Here is a 24,859-nt window from a genome sequence, read left to right as displayed (position 1 = left end):
GACATGGAAGGCGCCGCAACGGCTTGTTCCCTAGTTATAAAGAGATGCAATGACCGCCGATAAGGCGGTCTTTTTTGCATCCTAGCCCGGCCGCCGGAGCGTATTAACCGGTTCTCTCAACGGCCTGCCGTTCCGCTCGCGGCGCCGGTTCCGATTCACAGGTTTTGACGGGAATAGATGGCTAACGACAGGCGCATCGAGATCCATCCAATCAACAGCCCAAGCAGGGCGGGAAGCCAAGCTTCCACGGCAGGCGGAAGCGGGAGATGAAGGCTCAGACTGAAGGGGGAATCATGAGCCGCACGCGCGATGACCGGAGATACAAACGGCGTCAGAAAGACAAAAATCATAAATACGTATTTGGACTTCTCGTAGCCGAAGTGATACTGAAACGGCAGCAGAATCCCGAAGATAAGGGAAAAGAGCAAAAACGATCCGGCAAACGAAGCCGCCGACAATAATTCGAGCTTCGAGGGCAGAAGCAAGGCCGTTATCGTATAAATGAAATAGCAACCGGCAAAAAGAACGCAAATAAACAAATATTTTGCCTTCACCAAAGCTTGGCGCGTATAGGGGGTAGCGCACAGCAAAGCCGCTCCCTTATACTTGTATTCCATCATCGACACGGTGTTGAAGAGCAAGTACACAAAATAGAGCCACGTCATAAAGAACGCCAAAAAGCTGCCGGCCACAGGAAGCTTTGTGGAAATAAAAGCCGGCAATACAAACGCCACCGCCAGCATGAAGGCCAAGTGCTTTTTTGCCAGGAGAAAATCTTTTTTCACGAGATGTAACAGCATCTATTTTGCCCCCTTTAAATAACCGAGCATCACGTCTTCGATCGTCGGACGTTCGATTAGCACATTGTTCATGTTTTGGCGTACGGCCATTTTATTGTTCGTCAAGCCCGTAAAACCGTAATGGGTCTCGTCCACGCTCAAAAACAATCCCCTCGTCTCCTCGTTCAGCGCCGCCCTGTCCCCTTTGACGACCGCATGGGAATCAAGCAAAGCGTCCCTCTCTTCCATGAATTTGATTTTGCCCTTATCCATGAAAATGAGCGCATCGGCCACTTTGTCCAGATCGGATGTGATATGGGTGGAGAAGAAGACGGCTTTTCCGCCTGAATTCATGAAATCGAGCAGGATGTCCATCAACTCGCTTCGCACCAAAGGATCGAGACCGCTGGTAGGCTCATCCATAATCAAAAGCTCGGCCTGATGGGAGAGGGCCAGGGCAAGCGCATATTTCATGCGCATTCCTTTTGACAGGGTCGAGATTTTTTGGCCGGGATCCAGGCTGAAGCGCGTCATATATTGCTTGAATGCGGACTCATCCCATTTGGAATAGGCCGGCGCGACGATGCTTTTCATTTCCCGCAGGGTCAGATCCTCATAAAAGTAGCCTTCATCCATGACGATGCCGATTCGGTTTTTCAGCTCCCGTTCATGACCGTCCATGTCCTTCCCGAACAGGGCGATGCGTCCGGCATCCGCCTCCGCCAAGCCGAGGATCGCTTTGAGCGTCGTTGTCTTGCCTGCCCCGTTAATCCCAACAAGCCCGGTGATGCAGCCTTCTTGCAGAGAGAAGCTGACATTTTGCAGGCTGAATGAGCCAATTTGTTTGCGAAGCTCTGTAACTTCGAGTATCGGGTTCATTGGTCTTCCTCCTCGAAAAGAATGTCCATCATGGCCATGAGCTCTTCCTTGCTGATTCCGAGCGCACGGGCGGTTGTCCACGCTTCTGTCAGCTTGACTTCCACCATATGCCGCTTCGATTCCAGCAGCAGCTCCAGGTTCTCCCTCGCGACAAAGGAGCCTTTGCCCGGCCTGGTAGTAATAAATCCTTCGGATTCCAGTTCATCATACACTCTCCGGGTCGTCAGCACGCTCACATGGAGATCGTTGGCCAGCGCCCGAATGGATGGCAGCAATTCGCCTTCCTTCAGCTCGCCGTAGAGGATGGCATCCTTGATCTGGTCCTTGATTTGCTGATAAATCGGCGGATCCGATACGTTGGAAATAATAATTTTCATGGGACCTCCATCAAAATTAACTGTGCATCTCTTACATACACATCATATACATACAGTACATCATTGTCAATCCATAACGCTGCGAATCAGCTTGATTGCAAGCGACCCGGTTATGTCAGCCAGGGCTTGCAGAGGCCTTGTCCGAATATCTGGGATCAGCTTCCACCCCCTCGGTCTGGAGACCGAGGCCGATTTCAATCTTACGCCGCTGGCGCCCGGACGAGTCATCGCTTACACTAGAGTTACAAGAAGCGGCACAAGCTGAGCCGCATATGGATAGAAGCGAGGGATGAGACATGCAACATAATCGGGGACGATGGTTAGGCGGTCTGGTGCTTATCGGGCTCGGTGCTTTCTTTATGCTCAGTCAGTTAGGCTACATCGATATGAATATCGGGGATTTGTTCCGCACCTTCTGGCCGGCCATTTTGATCGTCATTGGCTTGAATTCGCTCCTGCATGGCGCCTTCTGGGGAGTCATACTGCTTGGGGTCGGCGGCTACTTCCTGCTGTCGAATCTGGGGTACATCTATATGTCGCCGGGCGATTTCTTCAAAATGCTGTTCCCGCTTGCCCTTATCGTGGGCGGAGTCTGGATGCTGTTCAAGAAGCGGGATTATCCGCGTCCTGACCGGGATCGTCATCGCCCGAAGGATTGGAAGGAGGACGATTGGGGATTCGATGCGCATGCGCAGACCCCGCCTCCACCGCCGCCGCCGGCGGACTATGATTTTGACAGCAAGTTCGATGAGCAATTCGGCACGAATTATACGAAAAAGGAGCCGAAAAATAATGATTTCCATGGCCAGTCGGGCTCCTTCGCCGGATCGGTTCCGCCGCCGCCTCCAATGGGAGGAATGTCAGGCAATCCGAAGCGGGACACGTTCCACAAATCGGCGTTCATCGGCGATACCCATCTGGGCAGCGATTATTGGGAGCTGAAGCCGACGAATCTCTCCCATTTCATCGGCGATACATTCATTGACCTGACGAAGGCCCAGGTCCCTTACGGAGAGACAAAGATTACGGTCTCTTCCTTCATCGGAGACGTGAAGGTATTCGTCCCGAACGATATGGATTTGGGGGTTAGCGTAACGTCGAGCTCCTTCCTGGGCGATGTGAAAATATTCGATCAAAAGAAGGACGGATTCATGAGCAGCGTGCAGATGGAGACCCCTTATTTCTATGAGGCCGGCAAAAAAATTCGCATCGTCGTCAGCACGTTCATCGGTGATGTGAAGGTGACAAGGGTAGGATAACGAATGCTGATAAATTGGGTTCGCCGTTCCCGGAGCGTCAAATGGGAGCTTCTCCTTACCTTCCTTATCTCGGGCGGCCTTATTATGAGCGTATTCTGGATTGGCATTGTGTACGGCGGCGCATGGTACCATGGCATGAACTGGTGGCTGTTCGGCATCAGCACGGTCGTCGTCGTGTCGCTCATTATGGGCTATGTCGCCGGCGTCCGGCTGCAGCGCCGCCTCGACGTGCTGCACCTCAGCATGATGCAGGTGATCAAGGGCAATTGGTCGGAGCGGATTCCGCTCGGCGACGACGCGTCCTTCGATCGGCTCTATGAGGATTTCAATACGATGGTCGACGCGATGGAGAAGAAGCTTCGCCTGCTGCAGAAGATGTCGGAGCAGCAGGTGATGGATCGGGAGAAGGAATGCGAGGCGGTTGTGCTGGAAGAGCGCCGCAGGCTGGCCAGAGATCTGCATGATACGGTCAGCCAGCAGCTGTTCGCCCTGCATATGGCCTCTTCTTCTCTTCCCAAAGTGATGGAGCGGGATATGAAGCGGGCTGAAATGGTGGTCAACCAATTGATTCAGATGTCGCATATCGCCCAACGGCAAATGCGCAGCCTGATCGCCCAGCTCCGCCCATTGGAACTGGACGGGCGCACGCTGCAGGAGGCGCTCGATCATTGGTTTCCCGACTACTGCCGGCAGAACGGCATTCAAGGCAAAATCGATATTGACATGAACATCAAGCTGTCCGAGGCAATTGAGCACCAGAGCTTCCTGATGATTCAGGAGGCGATGGCTAATGTCGTGAAGCATGCCCGCGCGACGCAAGTTACGCTTACCATGCACGCGACGCCGGCGCAGCTCATCCTGGCCATCGCCGATGACGGCCAGGGCTTCGATCTGCAGGGCGCGTCCTATAAGACCGGAAGCTACGGTCTGACGACGATGAAGGAACGGGTAGACAAGCTGGGCGGCAATCTGGATGTCATCAGCCAGCCCGGCGCGGGAACGACGATTCGCGTTCATATTCCGTTATTTCGGGAGCAAGAAGAAGAAGCCGGGGAGACGGCTCCGCCAGGAAGCGAATAGAAGAGGGGAAGCGGGCCCGGAGCAGGGCGAGCCGGAGGCAGACGGAGGGATATCATAGTGGAACAGACGGTAATGACCGTATTTCTCGTGGATGACCATGAGATGGTCCGAATGGGATTGAAGACATATTTGATGCTGGATCCGGATATTGAAGTGATCGGGGAAGCCGGAGGCGGGCTGGAAGCGATCCAGTCGATCTCCGCCCGGGCGGAGCGGGGAGAGCGGCTGCCCGATCTCGTTCTGATGGATCTGATGATGCCGGACATGAACGGCGTCGAGGCGACGCGCGAATTGACGCGCCGCTATCCGGAGCTGAAGATCGTCATGCTGACGAGCTTCATGGAGGATGAACAAGTATTCGAAGCGATTCAGGCCGGGGCCATCAGCTATGTGCTGAAGACCGTCTCCGCCGAGGAACTGGTCTATGCGCTCCGCGGCGCCTTGCGCGGCATGCCGGTGATGAGCGGAGAGGTGTCGCAGGCGCTGACCCGCGGCTTGCGCAAGCAGGCGTCGCAGTCGGATGATGAGGCGTTGACGGAGCGGGAGCGGGAAGTGCTGCTGCTCATCGCCGACGGGAAGACGAACAAGGATATCGCGGAAGAGCTTCATATCAGCATCAAGACGGTCAAGACGCATGTGTCCAATCTGCTCATGAAATGCGAGGTTCAGGATCGGACGCAGCTCGCCGTTCATGCGCATCGCAAAGGCTGGGTTAAAAGCGACTGACTTCGTCCACAATAAGGAGGAAGGAGGTTGCATGCCATGCAGCAGTTGGAAGGGAAGTTCGCCGGCCGCAAGTTCGGCACCGATGAACTGGTGCGCGTGTTGGAGCCGCTCGGGTTCGCCATCTCCGGCAATTGGGATTATGAAGGGGGCAGCTTCGATTGCGCATTGAACGAGGAGCGCACCCTGTGGCTGCGCCTGCCGTTCGCGGCGGTGAACGGTTCGTTCGACGGGGAAGCCAACGAATCGATCTTCGTTGAGATGAAGCAACCGTTCGTGCTCAAGCACGAGTACCGGGTCGGCAATGATCCGGATGCCGGCGTGCAGCTGTTCGGCGCCGTCGTGAACCAGTTCCAGGCGCCAACCAATCCGGACGCTTCGCTCTCTCCCGCGGAGATGCACCGGGCCCGGGCCAAGCTTGATGAAGCAGAAAATGTATTGGGGCGGATGAGTTAGCGGCGCCGGCCCGTTCGTAACGTAAAACAGGTCCATGGGCCTGTTTTTTGCGTCCATATCGATATCCGGCGAAGGCTGCCGCATGGGGGATAAGGCGGCTTGTCTCCGGAGAATCATTCTTTTTATTGGGTTTTATAATCTTTTTAAGCTGAGCTTAAGGTTGATGGTACAATATATAAATATATCATTCATACCTAAAACGCTTGTTGATTCGAGTGAAGATCAGCTTATTGGGAGGTAAGAACTATGGACGAACAACGACGCAAATTATTTTTTACATCCGACTCCGATTCGGATTCTTATACAACAGCACCGAATGAGACTCGAGGCCCGCAGGACGGCCCTCAGACGGGCGATGCCCAGGCGCGCAAGCCCGAGGAAGCTTATTATTTCGCTTACGGCCCTTATCAGTCTGTCAAGCAATCCGAAGAAAGCACAACGACTGCTATGGCATCGGGCAAGGTGAATGAAGTGGAGGTGACGCCGCCCGCGCCCGTCAAGCCGCTGCCATTCTCCAGAGCGACCAGCCAGGGAAGCGGCTCCGGCTTCCAGCCCGGGGGGAGCGGAGGCAGCCTGCCTCCCCAGCCGCCGCAGGGCAATTGGCAGTTCAAGGAGCCGAAGCGCAAGCGGGGCAGCTCGTTCCGGGCAATGTTCGCTTCGTTCCTGGCAGGGATGCTGGTCATCACCGGCCTGATGTATGCCGCGGACACGACCAATCTGTTCACGGGCAGACAGGAGCTGGCGAGCACGGCCGCCACGTCGGAGAGCGCGGTCGTGACCAACGGCACGCCGGCTCCGTTCCCGAACGGCGCCAGCAGCGTGCCGGAGGTCGTGAAGAAGACGAGTCCGGCGGTAGTGAAGATCGAGACGCTGGCCCGCGTAAGCACGCAGAACGGCTACGGCAATAACCCTTGGATGAACGATCCGTTCTTCCGCCAGTTCTTCGGCGATTCCTTCGGCGGCAGCGGGAACAACAGCTCGAGCCAGAGCCAGCAGCTGCAGCCGCTTGGCATCGGGACCGGCTTCATCTTCGATAAGTCGGGCTATATTTTGACGAACCAGCACGTCATCTCCGGGGCGGAAGTCATCCAGGTGACGGTGGAAGGCTACAAGAAGCCGCTCAAGGGGACGCTGCTTGGCCAGAGCCAGGATCTGGACCTGGCGGTTATCAAGATTGACGGGGAAGGCGACTTTCCGACGGTTCCGCTTGGCGATTCCGATGCGGCTCAGGTCGGAGAGCAGGTTGTCGCGATCGGCAACCCGTCCGGCTTCGACCACACGGTTACGTCCGGCGTGCTGAGCGCCCGCGAGCGCTCGATCAATGTCGATGATAACGGCAGCGCCCGGGAATACGAGCATTTGCTTCAGACGGACGCGTCCATCAATCCGGGCAACTCGGGCGGGCCGCTCTTGAATATGAAGGGCGAAGTCATCGGCATGAATGTCGCGGTCAGCAAGCAGGCGCAAGGCATCGGATTCGCCATCCCTTCGAATGTGATCAAGAAGGTCGTGGACGATCTGAAGGCGAACCGTGAAATACCGAAGGAGCCGATTCCGTTCATTGGCGCTACCCTCCAGACGATGACCAGCGACATTGCGCAGGAAATGGGCATCAAAAATGTCGAAGGCTCTCTCGTGCTTAATGTGATGTTCGGTTCCCCGGCCTATGAGGCGGATTTGCGCGCCTATGATATTATTGCAGGTATGGATGGCACGAAGTACGCGACCAAAGAGGAATTGATCGAAGCGATACAGAAGAAGAAGGTTGACGATACCGTGACGATGCAGGTGGTACGCAACGGCAAAGAGACGGAACTGAAGATTAAGCTCGGCGACCGGAACAAGTTCGACAAGCAGCTTCAGTCGCAGCAGCAGCAGCCATAAGCCGCGCGGCTTATGACGAATCCGGGTGCTGCGGCCCGGGCGCAGCGGGAGAGGAAGCATAGGACGGCCTGCGCCGTTCTTGGCTTCCTTTTCGCTATTCGGGCGGCGAATGGCAGTAAGGAAGAAGCAGGGAAGAGAATGATAATCTACGGGTGAAGAGGGGCTGGTAGGATGACGCGTTCAACGATTATGGTCGTGGATGACGATGAGAAAATTACGTCCATGCTGAGGCGTGGCTTGGTCTTCGAAGGATATGAAGTCCGGACGGCGACGAATGGCAGCGAGGGCTTGCGCGAGATGATGATCCGCGAGCCCGATTTGCTGATCCTGGATGTGATGATGCCGGAGGTGGACGGCTGGGAGGTATGCCGCAGGCTGCGGGAAGCGGGCAGCAATGTGCCGGTGCTGATGCTGACCGCGAAGGACGAGGTGCAGGACCGGGTGCACGGGCTGGATCTCGGAGCCGACGATTATCTCGTCAAGCCGTTCGCGCTGGAGGAACTGCTGGCCCGCGTGCGCGCCTTGCTGCGCCGCCGGGCCGAGGGCGAGGGCGGGACGCACCGCTTGACGTTCGAGGACGTCGTGCTTGATCTGCATACGCGGGAGGTGCTTCGCGACGGGAAGCCGATCGAGCTGACGGCGAAGGAGTTCGAACTGCTCCATCTGTTCATGCAGAATCCGAAGCGGGTGCTGCCGCGCGACGTCATTATGGAGAAAATTTGGGGCTATGACTACAGCGGAGAATCGAATGTGCTTGAGGTGTATATCGCCATGCTGCGCCAGAAGACGGAAGAACATGGAGGCAAGCGTATCATCCAGACCATTCGGGGAACGGGCTACGTCTTGAGAGGAGATCATTAATGTCGATTCGGCTGCGGCTTACGGTATGGTATTCCGTCCTGCTCGCGTTTACCTTGCTCTTATTCGGAATCGCCATCTACACCTTTGTCGACTACAACACATACGCGCATATTAAGTCGCGCATTCAGGCCCAGGTCAACCAGTTGAAGGTGCTGCCGACGATCGATCTGCAGAATCGCTTCGACTTCGATGTTCCCAAATCCGACGTGAAGCGGCTGGAGGATGCCGAGCTGTATATTCAGATTGTCAGCTTCCGCAACAAAACGCCGAGGATGTCGCCGAATCTGTCGGAGCTCGGTCTGAATATACCGATGCCGCAAAAGGCGGCGCAGATTAAAGAGGGCTATCGAAAAATCGAAGTTGGAGGCTATGAATTTCTTGTCTATGAAAATGCAATCGTGTTAGGTGATCAGGTTGAGGGGGCATTTCAGGTATTCGCCTTCACCGGGCGCGAAGCCCTGTTCACCAAAGAACTGCGAAGTATCCTTATCATCGCGTCGATGGTCACGATCGTGCTGGCCTTCTCGCTTGGCCTGTTCCTCGCCCAGAAATCGCTGCGGCCGATCGAGAATATCATCCGGGCTACGGACCGCATTCAGAAGGGGGCCGACCTGAGCGTCCGCATTCCGCGCGAGGGGCCGTCCGACGACGAGATCGGACAGCTCACCGACCGGATCAACAGCATGCTGGGCCGGATGGAGACGTTCTATAACGAGCTGGACGAGGCGTACCGGGCGCAGCGCCGATTCGTGTCCGATGCGTCCCATGAGCTGCGGACGCCGCTGACGACGATTCGCGGCAATGTCGATCTGCTTCAGAAAATGTGGATGAAGCAGCAGGAGCCGATCCAGATGAGCCAGAGCGACCGGGAGCAGATGTCGCTGGAAGCGCTGCGCGATATCGCGGACGAGTCGGAACGCATGAGCCATCTGGTGAATGATTTGCTGTCGCTTGCCCGCGCCGATGCCGGCTATGTGATGAGCAAGGTGCTCGTCGAGCTGAAGCCGATGGTCGAGGAGGTCGTGCGCCGGGCGCAGTTCCTCCCGCGCAAAGCGGAATGGGAGCTCGGCGATATCGATGTGCTGGAAGATTTGTATGTGTACGGCAACAAGGATTATTTGCAGCAGATGCTTTTCATTTTCATTGAGAATGCGTTCAAATATACCCCGGAAGGCAAGGTACGGCTGACGGCGCTGCGGCAGGATAACCAGATCGGATTGAAGGTGGATGACACGGGAATCGGCATGAACGAGAAGGAAGTGCCGTATATCTTCGAGCGTTTCTATCGGGCCGACGTGTCCCGCGGCGTAACATCGGGCACCGGGCTGGGGCTGGCGATAGCCAAATGGATTATCGATGAGCACCGGGGTTCGGTCGAGGTCGTCACGAAGCCGGGGAAAGGAACCTCGTTCATCGTGTGGCTGCCGCTGGCTACGGTCGACGGAAGCGGAGATTATCCGGTATAATGGAGAAGCGGATGTCAGACGCAGTATAATGAGAAGGCAGGTGTACCGATGGAAGTCAGGAAAATTACACCGCGTGGCTATTGCTATGGCGTCGTGGATGCGATGGTGCTGGCACAACAGACGGCGCGCAATCTGGATTTGCCCCGTCCGATTTATATATTAGGGATGATCGTTCATAACCGTCACGTAACGGATGCGTTCGAGGACGAGGGCATCATTACGCTGGATGGGGCGAACCGCCTGGAGATTCTGGATCAGATCGATTCCGGGACGGTGATCTTTACGGCGCACGGCGTATCTCCGGAAGTGCGGAAGAAGGCCCGGGAGAAGGGGCTGACCACCGTCGATGCGACATGTCCCGATGTGACGCGCACGCATGATCTGATTCGGGAGAAGACGGCCGAAGGTTACGAGATTATTTATATCGGCAAAAAAGGGCATCCTGAACCGGAAGGCGCCATGGGCGTAGCCCCGGACAAGGTGCATCTGATCGAGACGGAAGCGGAGATCGCCGATCTGAAGGTTGGCACGGATCGCCTCGTCATTACGAATCAGACGACGATGAGCCAGTGGGATATCAAGCATATTATGAATCGGCTTATCGCCCGCTTCCCGACGGCGGAGATTCATAACGAGATCTGCATGGCGACGCAGGAGAGACAGGCGGCGGTGGCCGAGCAGGCCGCAGGCTGCGACCTCGTCATCGTCGTGGGCGATCCGCGGAGCAACAACTCCAACCGACTGGCCCAGGTCTCGGAGGAGATTGCCGGCGTCCGTGCCTACCGCATCTCCGATCTGTCGGAATTGAAGCGGGAATGGCTCGATGGGGTCCGAATCGTCGGCGTGACCTCGGGCGCGTCAACGCCGACGCCGATTACGAAGGAAGTCATCGCTTATTTGGAGCAGTACGACGGGAATAACCCGGAGACATGGGACTTGAAGCGGACCGTGAATATGAAGAAGCTGCTTCCGGTCATTCGCGAGAAGTCGAAGTCATGAACTAGGGCTGCCATCAACGGATCGGAGATACAACTCGAGAGAAGGAATATTGTGAAAAGATGGTTGAAGTACCAGTTCCTGAAGCTGATTCGAACCCGGGGCGCCGCCGCGCTGGTTGCGAGAGGCTTCTGTATTGGACTGGCCGTTGAAATGTTCACACTGCCGACGGCAGGGCTGGCGTTCTTCCTCATCTTTCCTCTGGTGTACTGGATGAGGGGGAGGCTCGCTGCCGCTCTGGTCGGCTTCGCATTCGGGAAGCTGATCTATATTCCGGTCGCTGTCGTCAATGAGCGGGTAGGGCATTGGGTTCTGCCCCTGCATTGGACGGTTCATGCGGCCGCGCTGCCGGACTGGCTGAACCGGCTTCTGACCATCAACATGAATCTGATTGTAGGCGGAATGATTGACGGAGCCTTGATGGCGCTTCTGTTGTATATCCCGATGAAGCGGTTCCTGCTGGCCATGCAGAAGCGGCGCTGGGAGCAACGCCGCCATTATCATGGTCACGCTCACGGATAAAGAAAAGCTCTTTTCTGCCAGCCGAACGGTCTGGGGAGAAAAGAGCTTTCTTTTATTTCCCGGGACATAACGGATGGCGGGAAACGGATGAGGAAAAAAGGATTGACGAAGGGTGGGATTTTCGTTATAGTTGCTTTAATGGATAAAAGCTTAAAAGCGTATAAGCGTTGAAATGTGAAAGCGATGAATCGACAGTAAAGAATGGATGTAATCCCATGATCGTTATCGTCTCGAATCAGACTCCGGAAGAGCGGGTCGCGGAGCTTGTAAGCCTCATCGAGAAGGCCGGCAACCAGGCCCATATCTCGCGCGGAACGGATCGAACCGTCATTGGCATTATCGGTAAAGCAGAGCCTCAGCTGGCTGAACATCTTAGACAAATGAAAGGCGTCGAGAGCGTGATTAAAATTACGAAATCATATAAGCTCGCTAGCCGTGACTTCCATCCGGAAGATACGGTAATTAAGATTAAAGGCGTGGAAATCGGCGGCGGCAATCTCGTCGTTATGGGCGGCCCGTGCGCGGTGGAATCGCCGGCGCAGATTGACGAGATCGCGCGCCTGGTGAAGGCGGCGGGCGGACAAATCTTGCGCGGAGGGGCTTTCAAGCCGCGGACAGGACCGTACAGCTTTCAAGGAGTCGGCGTAGAAGGGCTGGTCATGATGGCCGAAGCCGGGCGCAAGCACGGGCTGTTGACGATTACGGAGGTCATGACGCCGGAATACGTCGATATTTGTGCGGAGTACGCGGATATTCTCCAAGTCGGAACGCGCAATATGCAGAACTTCGATCTGCTGCGCAAGCTGGGCGAATGCGGCAAGCCGGTCTTGCTCAAGCGCGGGTTCAGCGCCACTTATGATGAGTGGCTGAATGCGGCCGAATATATTTTGGCCGGGGGCAATCCGAACGTCATGCTGTGTGAGCGCGGCATTCGCACCTTTGAGACGTATACCCGCAACACGCTGGACCTGACCGCCATTCCGGTCGTGAAGCAGTTGAGCCATCTGCCGGTCATCTCCGATCCGAGCCATGGCACGGGCCGCCGCGAGCTCGTGGAGACGATGTCCAAGGCATCGGTGGCCGCCGGCGCGGACGGATTGATCATCGAGATGCACACCGATCCGGACAACTCGATGACCGGAGACGGGGTGCAGTCGCTGTTCCCGGATCAATTCGCTAATCTGCTGCGCGAGCTGGAGCAGCTCGCCCCTCTGTGCGGCAAGACGTTCAGCACAGAGAAAATGGAGCCGTCCCATTTTGCTACTTGGGTCAAGTAAACCTAATGATGAAGTGAAGAAGAACAGTCTCTTTCCATGTGGAAAGAGGCTGTTTTTTCTTTCGCGGAAACAGGGGGCGCTGGTTGGCGCTTGCCCGCACGCCGGACATGCCGCTGCTGCTCATGGCCTGCATCTAGCGTGGCATGGCGGAGGCGGGGGCTAGCGTGGGCATGACGGGGGTAGGCACGGTGGAGCCCTGGGGCTAGCGTGGGCATGACGGGGGCCCGGGGCTAGCGTAGGCACGGTGGAGCCCTGAGGCTAGCGTGGGTATGGTGAGGGCCTGGTGCTAGCGTAGGCACGGTGGAGCTCTGAGGCTAGCGTGGGTATGGTGAGGGCCTTGTGCTAGTGTAGGCACGGTGGAGCCCTGGGGCTAGCGTGGGCATGACGGGGGCCCTGGGCCTAGAGTGCACGGTCGGGTCCCTTTGGCAGAGGCGCTCCGCAGCTATGCCCATATGCCTAGTGGCGGCTATGCTCGTGTACCTAGCGGCAGATGCGTCTGTGGCTCTGGGGGCCTGTTCGCAATGGGTTGAGCTGGTGTACAACAAATTCGAACGAGCGGGCTCGTGGGTGTCCGGATGATAACGCATGGCTAGTGTAATGTCCCGTTAGGGGTATTACGGCCATGTGCAGGTCATGAGTCGCTAGCGAACCGGCGTGAAGCCGTGTACGCGTATGTGGGACTATGGGCTTGTCATGACGTAAAGGTGCTTCCGCCTATGCGCTCTGGTCGGATAGCCTACGGCCGAGTGATGCGTCGGTTTTGGGTCCCTGCTCGATGAATGCTGCAAATTTACAGCATTTTCTTCGTCTAGCAGGTAGATTAAGTGACATTGATGCAAATATACATCAATTCTCCCATTTCGGGCCCAAATGAAGTGAAAACGGGCGAAAATCCTGCACTTTTGCAGGATTGCCTTACTCAAAATGGAGGCGTTCCAGAAATCCTGCATTATTGCAGCATTCGGAGGGGCGAACGTGTAGAGAGAGTTCCCGAGTCCCTGATCGGGAGGGAGGAGTGCCGAAGCCGGGCATTATGCGGGTTCCCGCCGCAACCTAGAACAGGCGATGCCGCAGCCGATTCACAGGCAGGCCCGCTTGGACGGAGGCACACGAAACATTTCCCAGTCCGAGGGGCCAATTCATTTCCCCGTGGGAGATCATGAGCCAAAGCGGAGGAGAAAGCGGATTTTCTGCTGTTTCCCATCATTTAGTGTAAGAATACCTAACATCAAACATAAAAATACCTGACATAGGTATTGACGAGATTTCTCCGCAGCGATTATAATGACAACAACTTAATTTTGAAAGTGGAACAATGAATGCGTGATGAACGTGTATTGTTCGGAAATGGGAGGAATCATCATGTCGACAAATCCAGCTTTGATGGTTATTCAAGAGAAAAAAATCCAGTATGTAGATTTTCGCTTTGTTGATTTGGTCGGTCGGGCGCATCATATTACCCTTCCCGCTTCAGAGGTCGATGAGAGCACGTTCACGAACGGAGTAGCATTTGACGGTTCCTCCATCAAAGGATTCCGCGGAATTGAAGAATCTGACATGGTGATGATGCCGGACGCGAACTCCTGCTACGTCGATCCGTTCACGGCGCATCCGACGCTTATCATCATGTGCGATATTTTTACACCGGATGGCGAACGCTATGACCGGGATCCGCGCAGCATCGCCCAGAAGGCGGAAGCGTATTTGCACACGTCCGGGGTCGGTACGGCCGCATTTTTCGCTCCGGAGTCGGAATTCTTCATCTTCGATGAGGTCCGGTACGAGAATACGATGAACCGTTCCTCCTTCTATGTCGACTCGGTAGAGGCATCCTGGAATACGAACCGCGAGGAAGCCGGCGGCAACCTCGGGGGCAAAATTCCGGCAAAGGGCGGATACGTGCCGGTCGCGCCAGTCGATACGCAGCAAGATATCCGCAGCGAGATGTGCCGTCTGCTGCAGGAATGCGGCATCCGCGTCGAACGCCATCATCACGAAGTGGCGACGGCGGGGCAGGGGGAGATTAACTTCCGCTTCGATACGTTGACGGCCTCGGCCGATAATCTGATGAAATATAAATATATCGTTCATAATACGGCACGGCAGTTCGGCAAGGTGGCCACCTTCATGCCGAAGCCGCTGTTCGGCGACAACGGCAGCGGGATGCACGTGCATCAATCGATATTCAACGGCGATACGCCGCTATTCTACGAGAAGGGCGGATACGCCAATCTGAGCGAAATGGCGCTCCATTATATCGGCGGGATTCTGCACCACGCGCCTGCGCTTATCGCCTTGACGAACCCGAGCACCAACTCATTCAAGCGGCTCGTTCCCGGGTATGAAGCTCCGGTCAATCTGGTCTTCTCCAAAGGCAACCGTTCCGCCGCGGTTCGCATCCCGGTGGCCGCAGTCACGCCGAAGGGCTGCCGCATCGAGTTCCGCACGCCGGATTCGACGGCGAACCCGTACCTGGCGTTCGCGGCAATGCTGATGGCGGGACTGGACGGAATCAAGCGCAAGATCGATCCGGCCGCCGCCGGCTTCGGTCCGTATGACCGCAATCTGTATGAGCTGTCCGAGGCGGAGAAAATGGAGATTCGCCGCGTCCCGGCTACGATGGAAGAGGCGCTCGACGCTTTGATGGCGGATCATGAATTTTTGCTGGAAGGCGGCGTATTTACCCGTGAGTTCATCGACAACTATGTCAGCATTAAGCGGAAAGAAGCTCAATCCGTAGCCATTCGCATTCATCCGCAGGAATACAGCCTTTATTTCGACTGCTAATCACATTGATATACGTCTCCTCCTATGTATCCTTCCCATCCGGCTTGGATGGGGAGGATTTTTTTATTCACGTCCCGGGGAAGAGGCCAGGGCAAAGCTCAAAAGAAAGGAAGAGAATGGAATGTTAAAACGTTTCTTCATGACAACGCTCAAGGGAGAGAGGATGACCGTAAGCTTGCTTGAATACGGCTGGATGATTTGGAAGCGTTGAAAAACGTTTACGTTTTGGCCAAGCGAGGTCGGTAAGATGAAAAAAGGTGTCCATTGCTACGGTGCCCTCTATTTTAAGGCGCCCCCTATACGGCCCGTCTGCGTTTCCCGTATCATACGGAATGGTTTTTTCAAGTGAACCGTGAAGACGGGATCGTCGCGGCCGATGGAGCGGGAGCCCCGGTTGAACGCCGCTATCGAGCCGAGAAGGACGGAACGCTGGAGATCTGCGTGGAGAGATGGAGGGAGAGGAAGGATTAAGGAAATGGAACGTATCAAACGAATGAACGAAAGGAAGGAAACAGCATGAGGAAACGGGTGACGGGATTCCTTGCCGGCGTCCTCTATTCTCGGGAGCCGTGTTCGATGCCTCGGAGTTTGCGGCCCATGCCGGGATTAAGGGCCTTAAGCGATTGGACAACGTTGAAGTTCCGTATGCTGTGGGCAGCGGTTGCACGGAAGGGCATGGGTGAAGGTTGTAGTCTTGTGGTGCCGCCAAGCACGGCGGCGGAAGTGTTATCTTCCCTGCTGACGCCGCAGTGCGGAGCAAGAATATACATCTCTTTACTTATGCTTATTTTTTGTTGCGGCACGATGTTGAACAGGTTAGGATTGGAAAAAAGGAGGTGAGAAACAAAAAACTGGCGTCAATGACGCGGCGGAATCCACGACAATATGGAGGGAAATGAAGAAGACGATGAACAAAAAAGCGCTTGGATGGATGCTTGGTATCGTAATAATGACGGCGAGCGTTCTGCCCGGAACTCCGCCATCGCATGTCTATGCCCAGCCGAAAGAGCTGGCGGCAGTTGCGGACGATGAGCCGATCGCGCCTCCAGACGGCGGCGAGCCGGGGACGGTGACGGAGGCTGTCTATCATAAAAATGGAAGCGCATTCCCGGAAGATCCTTCCCCGGATAGAGGCGCCGGCCATTCCCTCGCGGCTGCATTCGGCGGGACGAACCTCGCCCTGAACAAACCGGCCTACTCGTCGGGCAATGAAGTCGATTACCTGAGTCCGGATCTGGCCGTAGACGGGAAGGCCAATACAAGATGGTCTTCCGCGAAGCAGGATGATCAATGGTTCTATGTCGATCTGGGAGAGCGGACCGCGATCGATCGCGTCGTCATCCGCTGGCAGACGCCGGCCGATACATACAAGATCCTTGTGTCGGATGACGGGGAGCAGTGGACGAACGCGAGGGATGGCGACGGCGTCATTCCATGCAAGGGAGGCACCGAAGTAATCGATTTCGCGCCGCTTCAAGCAAGATATGTCAAGTTCCAAGGAGTGAAGCGAGCGCCTGTCGAAGGCGTGCTGTACGGTTACTCCTTCTATGAATTCGAGGTGTACCAATTGAATGACCTGCAATCTATCGCAGACCGGATTCAGGCCACATTGACGGTGCAGGCCGGACAGACCGAGCTGGATTGGTCCGCGGCCGAAGTGCCGGAAGGGTATCGCGCCAGCGTGTACGGGAGCGACCGGCTGCCTGTCATCGATCGCGAAGGCCGTATCCGGATGCCGCTGGTCGATGCCAAAGTGAATCTGATCGTGCAGGTGGAGGATCTGAACGATCCGAACCGCAAAGTGCTGTCGGATAACATTGCGGTTACGGTTCCGGGTCAGTATAAGCAGACCCCGGATCGCAATCCGGAGCCGGACGTCATCCCGTCCTTGCGGGAATGGTATGGCGGATCGGGGACTTATACGTTGACGGCATCATCGCGCATTGTCGTCCGCCCGGAGGACGAAGCGGCGCTGCGCAAGGCGGCGGAGCTGACGCGAGAAGATGTGGCCGGCCTGACGGGATATGAGCTTGAGATTGCCTATGGCCAGCCGCAGACGGGCGATTTGTACTTGTCGCTGGATCCGTCGCTAGCGTGGCTGGGCGAGGAAGGCAACGTCTTCCAGGCCGGAGACTATGTGTCGATCGCCTCGTCTTCGGCGACAGGCGCGTTCTTCGGCACGAGAACCGCGCTTCAGATCCTGAAGCAGCATCCCGATCTCACGATTCCCCGCGGAGAAGCGAGAGATTATCCGAAGTATGAGAAGCGGGGCCTCATGATCGACGTGGCGCGCAAATTTTACACCGTTGATTTTCTGAGAAGCTATGTGAAGCTGCTGTCCTGGTACAAAATGAACATGTTCCAAATTCACCTGAACGATGATGTCGGCACCCCGTTCTTGGACGGAACGAGGGCGGCTTACCGGCTGGAAAGCGCCACGTATCCCGGATTGGCCAGCCCGAACGGACATTATACGAAGCAGGAATTCAAGGAACTCCAGCTTCTGGGCATGGATTACGGAGTCAACGTGATTCCGGAGATTGACACGCCCGGGCATTCCCGCGCTTTTACTTCCTATAATCCCGCGCTGGGGAACGATCACGCCCTCGACATTTCCAAGCCGGAAACCGTGGAGTTCGTGAAAAATCTGTTCAACGAATATTTGGATGAAAACGATCCGACCTTCGTCGGTCCGGAAGTGCATATCGGCACCGATGAATATTGGGGACCGGATGTGGAGCGCTTCCGTTGGTACATGGATACGCTCATCAAGCATATAAACGAGAAAGGCAAGCACCCGCATTTGTGGGGCGGATTAACGCAATACAACGGGACGACCCCGATCAGCAATGAAGCGACGATGGATATCTGGTATGAACCGTATGGGGCCCCGCAGCAGGCGGCCGATCTCGGGTATGACGTGCTGAACGTCCAAAATATTTATATGTATATCGTCCCTACCCTATATGGAGACTATTTGAATTCCCAGTTCTTGTACAATGACTGGGAGCCGATCAAGTGGGAGAATACGACGCTGCCGTTCGGGCATCCCCGCGTAAAGGGCGGCATGTTCGCCTTGTGGAACGACGTCTCGGATGCCAACGGGGTATCCATGGACGATTCGCATGAGCGGATGCTGCCCGGAATCCAGGTCGTGTCCGAGAAAATGTGGACCGGCACGCGGGACGACCGATCCTTTGAACGCTATATGAAGCGGGCGGAAGCGATCGGGGATGCGCCGAACGCGAATCTATCCCGCAAGTTCAAGGTGGATAACGAGGAGAACCAGGTGATTCAATACCTGTTCGAGGACCAGTTCAAGGATAGTTCGGGCAATGGCTTCGACGGAAAAGGCGTCAATGTGGAGATGACGGAAGGGAAATATGAGCAGGGGGTGCGCTTGAAGGGCGGAACCAGCTATATCGAGACGCCGGTCGAGGCGTTGGGATTCGGCTGGACGCTCTCGGCGTGGGTGAAGCCGGATCGGGGGAACCCGGATGACGCGATCCTGATGGAGTCTCCGGCCGGAACGTTGAAGCTCAAGCAGGGCAAGACGGGCAAGCTCGGGTTCACGAAGGAGCACTATGACAGCACGTTCGATTATGTTGTGCCGGAAGACAAGTGGACGCATCTTTTGCTGAAAGGCGACAATAAGGGCGTGACGCTGTTCGTCAATGTGGATGAGTACGTGGAGCGGCTCGAGAATGCGTACCCTCGTCTGCACACGCTCGTGCTCCCGGCGCTGCGCATCGGCAGCGAGACGAACGCGTTCCGGGGCGTGCTGGACAATGTCATCATGTACAATAAGCCGATTGAGCTTCTCTATACGGACAATAAGGCGCTTCATCAACCGGCCGAGTCCTCCGCAACCGAGTTCCCGTATTATTCGCCGGATATGGCCGTGGACGGAGTCGTGTCGATCAATTCCAGATGGTCCAGCGCCTATGTGGACGACGCCTGGTTCATCGTAGATCTGGGCGAGCCGACAGACATCAACAAAGTCGTTATTAAGTGGCAGGCGGGCGCGGAGAAGTATCAGCTGCTCGTCTCCGATGACAAAACGAACTGGACGAATGTATCCGGCGATAAAGGAACGATCACGTCCCAGGGGAAGTTGGATATCGTGACCTTCGAGACGAAGACGGCGCGCTATGTCAAATTCCAGGGCGTGAAGCGGGCCACGGTCTTCGGATATTCCATCTACGAGTTCGAGGTGTATGCGCCGGATCATATCCAGGAATATAAGCGGCTCATCGGCTTGATGGAGCATTTGCTGCCGCGGTTGAAGAAGCCGGAGCGCCTGCGCGAGCTCCTGCTGCAAGTGTTGAACCGCTATCCGTATGACGCGACGCGCGAGCTTCGCCCGATGCAGGATCTGCTGCAACGCGCTCGGATAAAATAAGCTGAATGAACGGCGTACAGCCCCCGTATCCTGAGAAGGATGCGGGGTTTTTTAACGGCGCAGGATCCCTGAGGAGCGCAGACTTTTTTGCGTTACCTCCTTGAAGCGAACTTCAATTACTGCTATGATTATCGATAAAATATGGGATAGAGAAGAACACGAAGGTGGGAGAAACCGATGGAACAACATCAACGCGCGTACAATTTCAATGCCGGCCCGGCAGCTTTGCCATTGGAAGTATTGGAGCGGGCTCAGTCCGAATTCGTCGATTTCCGGGGCCATGGCATGTCCATCATGGAAATGTCGCACCGCGGCGCCGTCTACGAACAGGTTCATAATGAAGCGAAGCAATTATTGAAGGAGCTGTTCCAGATTCCGGACGGCTACGATGTGTTGTTCTTGCAGGGAGGAGCGAGCACGCAGTTCGCCATGGTGCCGATGAACCTGCTTGCCGCAGGCAAGGTGGGCGCTTACGTCCATACCGGAAGCTGGGCCGGCAAGGCGATCAAGGAAGCGGAGCTCATCGGCGAGACCCGCGTCATCGCCTCGACCGAATCCGATCGCTTCATGCGCATGCCGGCACCGGAGGAGATTGTGGCTCCGGAGAATGCCGCCTATGTTCACCTTACTTCCAATGAGACGATTGAGGGAACGCAGTTCGCCGCTTACCCGGAGACGGGCCCGCTGCCTCTTATCGCCGATATGTCGAGCGACATTTTGTGCCGTCCGATCGATGTCTCGAAGTTCGGGATGATCTATGCGGGCGCGCAGAAAAATCTCGGTCCGTCCGGCGTTACGGTCGTCATCGCCAAGGAAGAACTGCTGGCGGACAGCCCTGCGACGATTCCGACCATGCTTCGTTACAGTACTCATTATAAAAATAATTCCTTATATAATACGCCGTCCTCTTTCTCCATCTATATGGTGAACCTGGTGCTGCAATGGCTTAAGGAACGCGGCGGATTGGCGGCGGTCGAGCGGGACAATCAGGCGAAGGCGGAGCTGCTGTACGGCGCCATCGACAACAGCGGCGGCTTCTACCGCGGCTGCGCGGCGCATGACAGCCGTTCCATGATGAACGTCACCTTCCGGCTCGCGGACGAGGAACTGGAGAAGGCGTTCATCAAGGAAGCCGGGGAAGCGGGCTTCGTCGGTCTGAAGGGACACCGCAGCGTCGGCGGTTTGCGCGCCTCGATCTACAATGCGGTACCTTATGCGTGCTGCGAGGCGTTGGCGCAGTTCATGATGCAATTCCAACAGAAGAACGGCTAAAATACAAGTTGATGACGCCCCGCGAGGCTCTCTCGCGGGGCGTTGTGTTTACTTTGGACTATATTCTCAAGGAAGCCATACAAAGCATCGCCTTGAATGGCTCTATGGGTGTCTACTTCACCGCTTGCCACACATCGGCGCTGCCAGGCTCCTCTCCGCGGGTCCACCAGCGTGCCTGGTAGACGGCCCCGTTATAGTTCACCTTGTCTCCGCCTACGTAGGCCCGATCCTTGCTCCAATCGAGGATGACGTTGCTCACCAGCTTCCACGCTTCTGAGACGTCAGGACGATTGTTTTGCGTCCAATACTGGGCTTCGTATTCCAAGCCTTCGTAGAGTACGCGGTCGCCGCGGGTATAGATGGCGTCGGATTTCCAGGTCGTATCGCCGGTCTGTGGAGGCTCAGTGCCGCCTTCTCCCTCGCCGCCGTCTCCGCCGCTGCTATCCTGCGGGAGCGTCGCCGCAACCAGCGGCGCGGACAACGGGGACAGATTGCCGGCCCGATCGATGGCCCGCACGGTATACGTGTAAGATGTATCCGGAGTCAGCCCGGCGTCAAGATACGATGTTCCGGTCGTCTGTCCCAGCGAAGCGCCGTTGCGGAATACTTCATAGGCCTTGATTCCGTTCGCCGAGGAAGAAGAGGTCCAGGACAGCGTGATGGATGTCTCGGTCTGCGCGGAAGCCGCGAGCTGGCCCGGAGCCGACGGCAGATCGATGGCCGAATCGTCGTTGACGAGATCAACGTCAATCACTTGGTAGAACGCATTGCCGGTGTCCGCGATCTCCCAGACGCCGAGAATCAGATGATAGCCGCTGCGATCGGTCGGCACGCTGCATTCATGCGTGACGGTTGCCGGCGGCTTTTTGCCGCCGTCCTGAATCGTGCAGAACGGCACCGGATCCAGATCGGCGCGAGTGAGCGGTTTGTTCGGATCCCAGTCTTTTTTCGTAATATAGTATTTCCATTCCGACGTGGCATGCGGCGCTGTCAAATGCCATTGGAACGTATTCATTCCGCCTTGCATTTTCACCTTGTTCCACCGATCGGCTGACTGCTCATCCAGCGGGGCGAAGATGCCGCCGCCGGCAATATGTCCGTCAGCCGGGCCGCCTTTCGGGAAGTTGCCTTTGGCTTCCACGCTTTGCGGTTCATACTGAACCTGTCCGCAGCCGGTGTTCAAGCCCAGCTTGCATTGGTACGCCCGACTGGCGGGAGATTCAATGTAGCCGTGGGCCGATGCGCTGTCCGCGAAGATGGCGCTCGCGGCCAGTCCGAGCACGATAAGCCCGAATGCGGTGAACAGGGGGGATACTTTGGACAGCATAGTGCTGCCGATTCGTCTTGCCATTTGTGTCAACTCCTTTAAGTGGTCTCAACACCAGTGTAAAGATATAAGCGTTTTAATTCTATCGATCATTGGTCTGATTTCCTCTAAACATTACAAACTATTTTGGCGCACGATCCGAAGTACCAGGAAGCATCGCGGAAGCAGCGCTTTTGTCGAATCAATCCCCCGATCCTCCCGAACTTGCAGGATGAAGCTTGTCAAAAAAAGTAGAATCGCCTCGTTCAAGGGGGGACGGTGGAGAATTGGGGTTTTAGGCATTTAGGAGGGGAGAGTTATAACTATCGTTTGTTCTAGGACGATTTGCAACTTTTTAATGAAATCTATCTCTTTATTAAGGCGAATCCGGCCTTCTCTATTCTATTGACCGTGATGATGTCCGCAGTAGCGTGAATTTACAAGGAAAGCAAAAATAATATGCTCATGAAGTATGAACAGGAATGTAACGAACTGACCCATAAACTTCAATGCTGCGGAGCTCTGGAAAGTTCATTGTCAAAGAATCGAACCGAAGAAATTGATGAATTTTTAAAAAAGCTGGCCAAACCGACAAAACCTATATTCGTTCTGTTTGTCATGGGAACGGTCTTCCTCCTGTTTGGATATTACTGGATTCAGGCCGAATCTTGGTTCGAACGGCTGAACTATTTTTGTGGAAGCGTCTCTGTTATGCTCTCGATGGCTTTATTTTTCGAATGGATTTTTAATGACCTTGTCTTTCAAAAAAAATTTACGCCGTTGCTCTTAATGTGGGTAGGCAGTCCACTTATCGGTCTAGTCGGAAATAACCTGTTTATTCTCTCGACCTTCATCCATTTGTTGATCATTTTTGTGATGTACAGAATCAAACGAAATCAAAAGAAAATACTTGCCTATGAAGCTTCTTAAGCTGCATAAATCCCCTTCATAGCGTTTTCTTGGTATACAGAATTCTTGGGCACACGAATACCCGCCCGCTCCCTGGAGCAGGCGGGTATGGATGAAGCAGGGACTTATCCTTCCGCAGCGAGATGGCGCCGCATCGGATCGGTCAGCTTATAGCCGACGTTGCGGATCGTCATAATAAATTCGGGATTCCGCGCATTTTTCTCCAGCTTGTCGCGCAGGTGGCTGATATGGACGTCGACGATGCGCGTATCCCCGAGAAAATGATAATCCCAGACGCCCTGCAGAAGCTGCTGCCGGCTGAGCACTTTGCCGCGGTGCCGGCACAGGAAGACGAGCAGCTCGAATTCCTTCGGGGTCAGTTCGATGGGACGATCGTCCAGCTTCACTTCCCGCTGATCGGCCATGACGGTAAGCGGTCCAATCTGGTAGACCTGGCCATCGTCATGCAGCGGCAAGGAACGGATGCGGCGCATGACCGCCTGAATGCGGGAGATCAGCTCCTGCGGAGAGAAGGGCTTGGTCATATAGTCGTCGGCCCCGTTGTTCAGCCCGTCGATTTTGTCTCCGACCTCCTGCATGGCGGTCAGCATAATGACCGGCACCATGTTGCTCCGCTCGCGGAGCTTCCGGCAGACCTCGAGGCCGTTGCTTTTCGGCAGCATCCGGTCCAGCACGATCAGATCGGGCCGGAAGGTCGGCAGTACTTCGAATACCGCTTCTCCATCGTAGACGCACATGACCTCGTAACCGGCCAGCTTCAGATTATATTCAATGAGGGTAGAGATGGATGGCTCATCGTCAACGACAAGTATTTTGGACTTCATAACGTTCCCTCCCATCGATTCCATTCTGCTTCTATTATGCAAGGAGATCGTCAGCGTTATATTAAACAAACGTAAACGGGATGTTAAATCGCGATTTTTGGCATGATGTTGTATAATGAGTTCAGAATGTGAGGTGAACAGAATGGCACTGCATATCGTGCTTGTGGAACCGGAAATTCCGGCCAATACCGGCAACATCGCCCGCACCTGTGCCGCGACAGGCACCCACCTGCATCTTGTGCGGCCGCTGGGCTTCCGTACGGATGACGCGACGTTGAAGCGTGCCGGTCTGGATTATTGGTACGCTGTCCATATCGAATATCATGATTCGTTCCAAGAGGTGCTGGATCAATACGCGGATTCGCGTTTTTTTTATGCCACGACCAAGGCGGACAAATGCTACAGCGACTTCTCGTTCCGGGACGGCGACTTCCTCGTCTTCGGCAAGGAGACGAAAGGACTGCCTCCCGAGCTGATCGAAGCGAACCGCGAAACGTGCATGCGCATGCCGATGACCGATAAGGTCCGCTCGCTCAATTTGTCGAATTCAGCCGCGATCATTGTTTATGAAGCGCTTCGTCAGCTCGATTTTCCCGGCCTAGTCAAATAGGGGCGACAGAAGACTTGTTCCTGCCGCATGGCAGGGACAATCTGCGCCGTTGAGACTATTTTCACAGAAGGTTCGAAGCTTAATCCGACCATATACTTAGCGTAAGAGCTCTTGTATTGCCCGCCAGTAACGGAACCCGACGTACATTCCTGCCAGGGACATATAGACA

21 protein-coding genes are annotated in these 24,859 nt (G+C 55.5%); 16 read left to right on the top strand and 5 right to left on the bottom strand.

What is annotated here, in order from left to right; genetic code table 11:
- Positions 1-155: 155 nt before the first annotated feature.
- The 3 genes from L6439_RS20505 to L6439_RS20495 are packed head-to-tail and all read right to left on the bottom strand — an operon-like array spanning position 156 to position 2,035.
- Positions 156-800, bottom strand: a complete 645-nt coding sequence (locus L6439_RS20505; RefSeq protein ID WP_168178199.1) for an ABC-2 transporter permease — start codon at positions 798-800, stop codon at positions 156-158.
- The gene (locus L6439_RS20500; protein ID WP_213469139.1) at positions 801-1,658 is read right to left on the bottom strand and encodes an ABC transporter ATP-binding protein; all 858 of its coding nucleotides are present in this window, start codon (positions 1,656-1,658) and stop codon (positions 801-803) included. It lies immediately after the preceding gene.
- On the bottom strand, positions 1,655-2,035 hold the full coding sequence (locus tag L6439_RS20495) for a GntR family transcriptional regulator (RefSeq protein ID WP_168178197.1): 381 nt from the start codon (positions 2,033-2,035) through the stop codon (positions 1,655-1,657). The genes L6439_RS20500 and L6439_RS20495 overlap by 4 nt, the downstream gene beginning before the upstream one ends.
- Before the next feature lie 296 nt (positions 2,036-2,331).
- Here L6439_RS20495 and liaF point away from each other — a divergent pair, with 296 nt between their 5' ends.
- From liaF to serC, 14 genes are all read left to right on the top strand, one after another.
- Positions 2,332-3,294, top strand: a complete 963-nt coding sequence (gene liaF, locus L6439_RS20490) for a cell wall-active antibiotics response protein LiaF (RefSeq protein WP_213469138.1) — start codon at positions 2,332-2,334, stop codon at positions 3,292-3,294.
- 3 nt (positions 3,295-3,297) lie between these two features.
- Entirely contained in the window at positions 3,298-4,374 is a 1,077-nt protein-coding gene (locus tag L6439_RS20485) for a HAMP domain-containing sensor histidine kinase (protein WP_168178195.1), read from the top strand.
- Between the two features lie 72 nt (positions 4,375-4,446).
- On the top strand, positions 4,447-5,100 hold the full coding sequence (locus L6439_RS20480; RefSeq protein ID WP_168178214.1) for a response regulator: 654 nt from the start codon (positions 4,447-4,449) through the stop codon (positions 5,098-5,100).
- Positions 5,101-5,136: 36 nt separating this feature from the next.
- The gene (locus L6439_RS20475) at positions 5,137-5,553 is read left to right on the top strand and encodes a YugN family protein (protein WP_213469137.1); all 417 of its coding nucleotides are present in this window, start codon (positions 5,137-5,139) and stop codon (positions 5,551-5,553) included.
- A gap of 246 nt (positions 5,554-5,799) precedes the next feature.
- Complete coding sequence (locus L6439_RS20470; RefSeq protein ID WP_213469136.1) at positions 5,800-7,437, top strand: S1C family serine protease; 1,638 nt, start codon at positions 5,800-5,802, stop codon at positions 7,435-7,437.
- A 171-nt stretch (positions 7,438-7,608) separates the two neighbouring features.
- The gene (locus L6439_RS20465; protein ID WP_168178192.1) at positions 7,609-8,298 is read left to right on the top strand and encodes a response regulator transcription factor; all 690 of its coding nucleotides are present in this window, start codon (positions 7,609-7,611) and stop codon (positions 8,296-8,298) included.
- Entirely contained in the window at positions 8,298-9,764 is a 1,467-nt protein-coding gene (locus L6439_RS20460; RefSeq protein WP_168178191.1) for a sensor histidine kinase, read from the top strand. The genes L6439_RS20465 and L6439_RS20460 overlap by 1 nt, the downstream gene beginning before the upstream one ends.
- A gap of 48 nt (positions 9,765-9,812) precedes the next feature.
- The gene (locus L6439_RS20455; protein WP_168178190.1) at positions 9,813-10,763 is read left to right on the top strand and encodes a 4-hydroxy-3-methylbut-2-enyl diphosphate reductase; all 951 of its coding nucleotides are present in this window, start codon (positions 9,813-9,815) and stop codon (positions 10,761-10,763) included.
- A 51-nt stretch (positions 10,764-10,814) separates the two neighbouring features.
- A complete protein-coding gene (locus tag L6439_RS20450) occupies positions 10,815-11,282 on the top strand; it encodes a DUF2062 domain-containing protein (RefSeq protein ID WP_237096564.1) in 468 nt (155 codons plus the stop codon).
- Positions 11,283-11,497: 215 nt separating this feature from the next.
- Complete coding sequence (aroF, locus tag L6439_RS20445; protein WP_213469135.1) at positions 11,498-12,559, top strand: 3-deoxy-7-phosphoheptulonate synthase; 1,062 nt, start codon at positions 11,498-11,500, stop codon at positions 12,557-12,559.
- Between the two features lie 1,362 nt (positions 12,560-13,921).
- The gene (gene glnA, locus L6439_RS20440) at positions 13,922-15,346 is read left to right on the top strand and encodes a type I glutamate--ammonia ligase (protein WP_213469134.1); all 1,425 of its coding nucleotides are present in this window, start codon (positions 13,922-13,924) and stop codon (positions 15,344-15,346) included.
- A 345-nt stretch (positions 15,347-15,691) separates the two neighbouring features.
- On the top strand, positions 15,692-15,817 hold the full coding sequence (locus L6439_RS29370; RefSeq protein WP_269155948.1) for a hypothetical protein: 126 nt from the start codon (positions 15,692-15,694) through the stop codon (positions 15,815-15,817).
- 424 nt (positions 15,818-16,241) lie between these two features.
- Entirely contained in the window at positions 16,242-19,748 is a 3,507-nt protein-coding gene (locus tag L6439_RS20435; protein ID WP_213469132.1) for a discoidin domain-containing protein, read from the top strand.
- Between the two features lie 177 nt (positions 19,749-19,925).
- Positions 19,926-21,020, top strand: a complete 1,095-nt coding sequence (gene serC, locus L6439_RS20430; protein WP_213469131.1) for a 3-phosphoserine/phosphohydroxythreonine transaminase — start codon at positions 19,926-19,928, stop codon at positions 21,018-21,020.
- A 112-nt stretch (positions 21,021-21,132) separates the two neighbouring features.
- Here the strand turns inward: serC and L6439_RS20425 are convergent, their stop codons facing one another.
- On the bottom strand, positions 21,133-22,371 hold the full coding sequence (locus L6439_RS20425; protein WP_237096563.1) for a lytic polysaccharide monooxygenase: 1,239 nt from the start codon (positions 22,369-22,371) through the stop codon (positions 21,133-21,135).
- Between the two features lie 414 nt (positions 22,372-22,785).
- Between L6439_RS20425 and L6439_RS20420 the strand changes: the two genes are divergently transcribed.
- Positions 22,786-23,256, top strand: coding sequence for a hypothetical protein (locus L6439_RS20420; RefSeq protein WP_168178186.1), 471 nt, complete (start codon positions 22,786-22,788; stop codon positions 23,254-23,256).
- Between the two features lie 104 nt (positions 23,257-23,360).
- Here L6439_RS20420 and L6439_RS20415 read toward each other — a convergent pair whose 3' ends face one another.
- Complete coding sequence (locus tag L6439_RS20415; protein WP_168178185.1) at positions 23,361-24,080, bottom strand: response regulator transcription factor; 720 nt, start codon at positions 24,078-24,080, stop codon at positions 23,361-23,363.
- A 142-nt stretch (positions 24,081-24,222) separates the two neighbouring features.
- On the opposite strand from L6439_RS20415, the gene trmL reads away from it, so the two are divergent.
- The gene (gene trmL, locus L6439_RS20410; protein ID WP_168178184.1) at positions 24,223-24,690 is read left to right on the top strand and encodes a tRNA (uridine(34)/cytosine(34)/5-carboxymethylaminomethyluridine(34)-2'-O)-methyltransferase TrmL; all 468 of its coding nucleotides are present in this window, start codon (positions 24,223-24,225) and stop codon (positions 24,688-24,690) included.
- The last annotated feature ends 169 nt before the right edge of the window (positions 24,691-24,859 follow it).

The sequence above is a fragment of the Paenibacillus dendritiformis genome (genome assembly GCF_021654795.1).
Classification (GTDB): Bacteria; Bacillota; Bacilli; order Paenibacillales; family Paenibacillaceae; genus Paenibacillus_B.
Note: the sequence above shows the minus strand (reverse complement) of the source record. Positions and strands in the feature narration are given on the sequence as shown.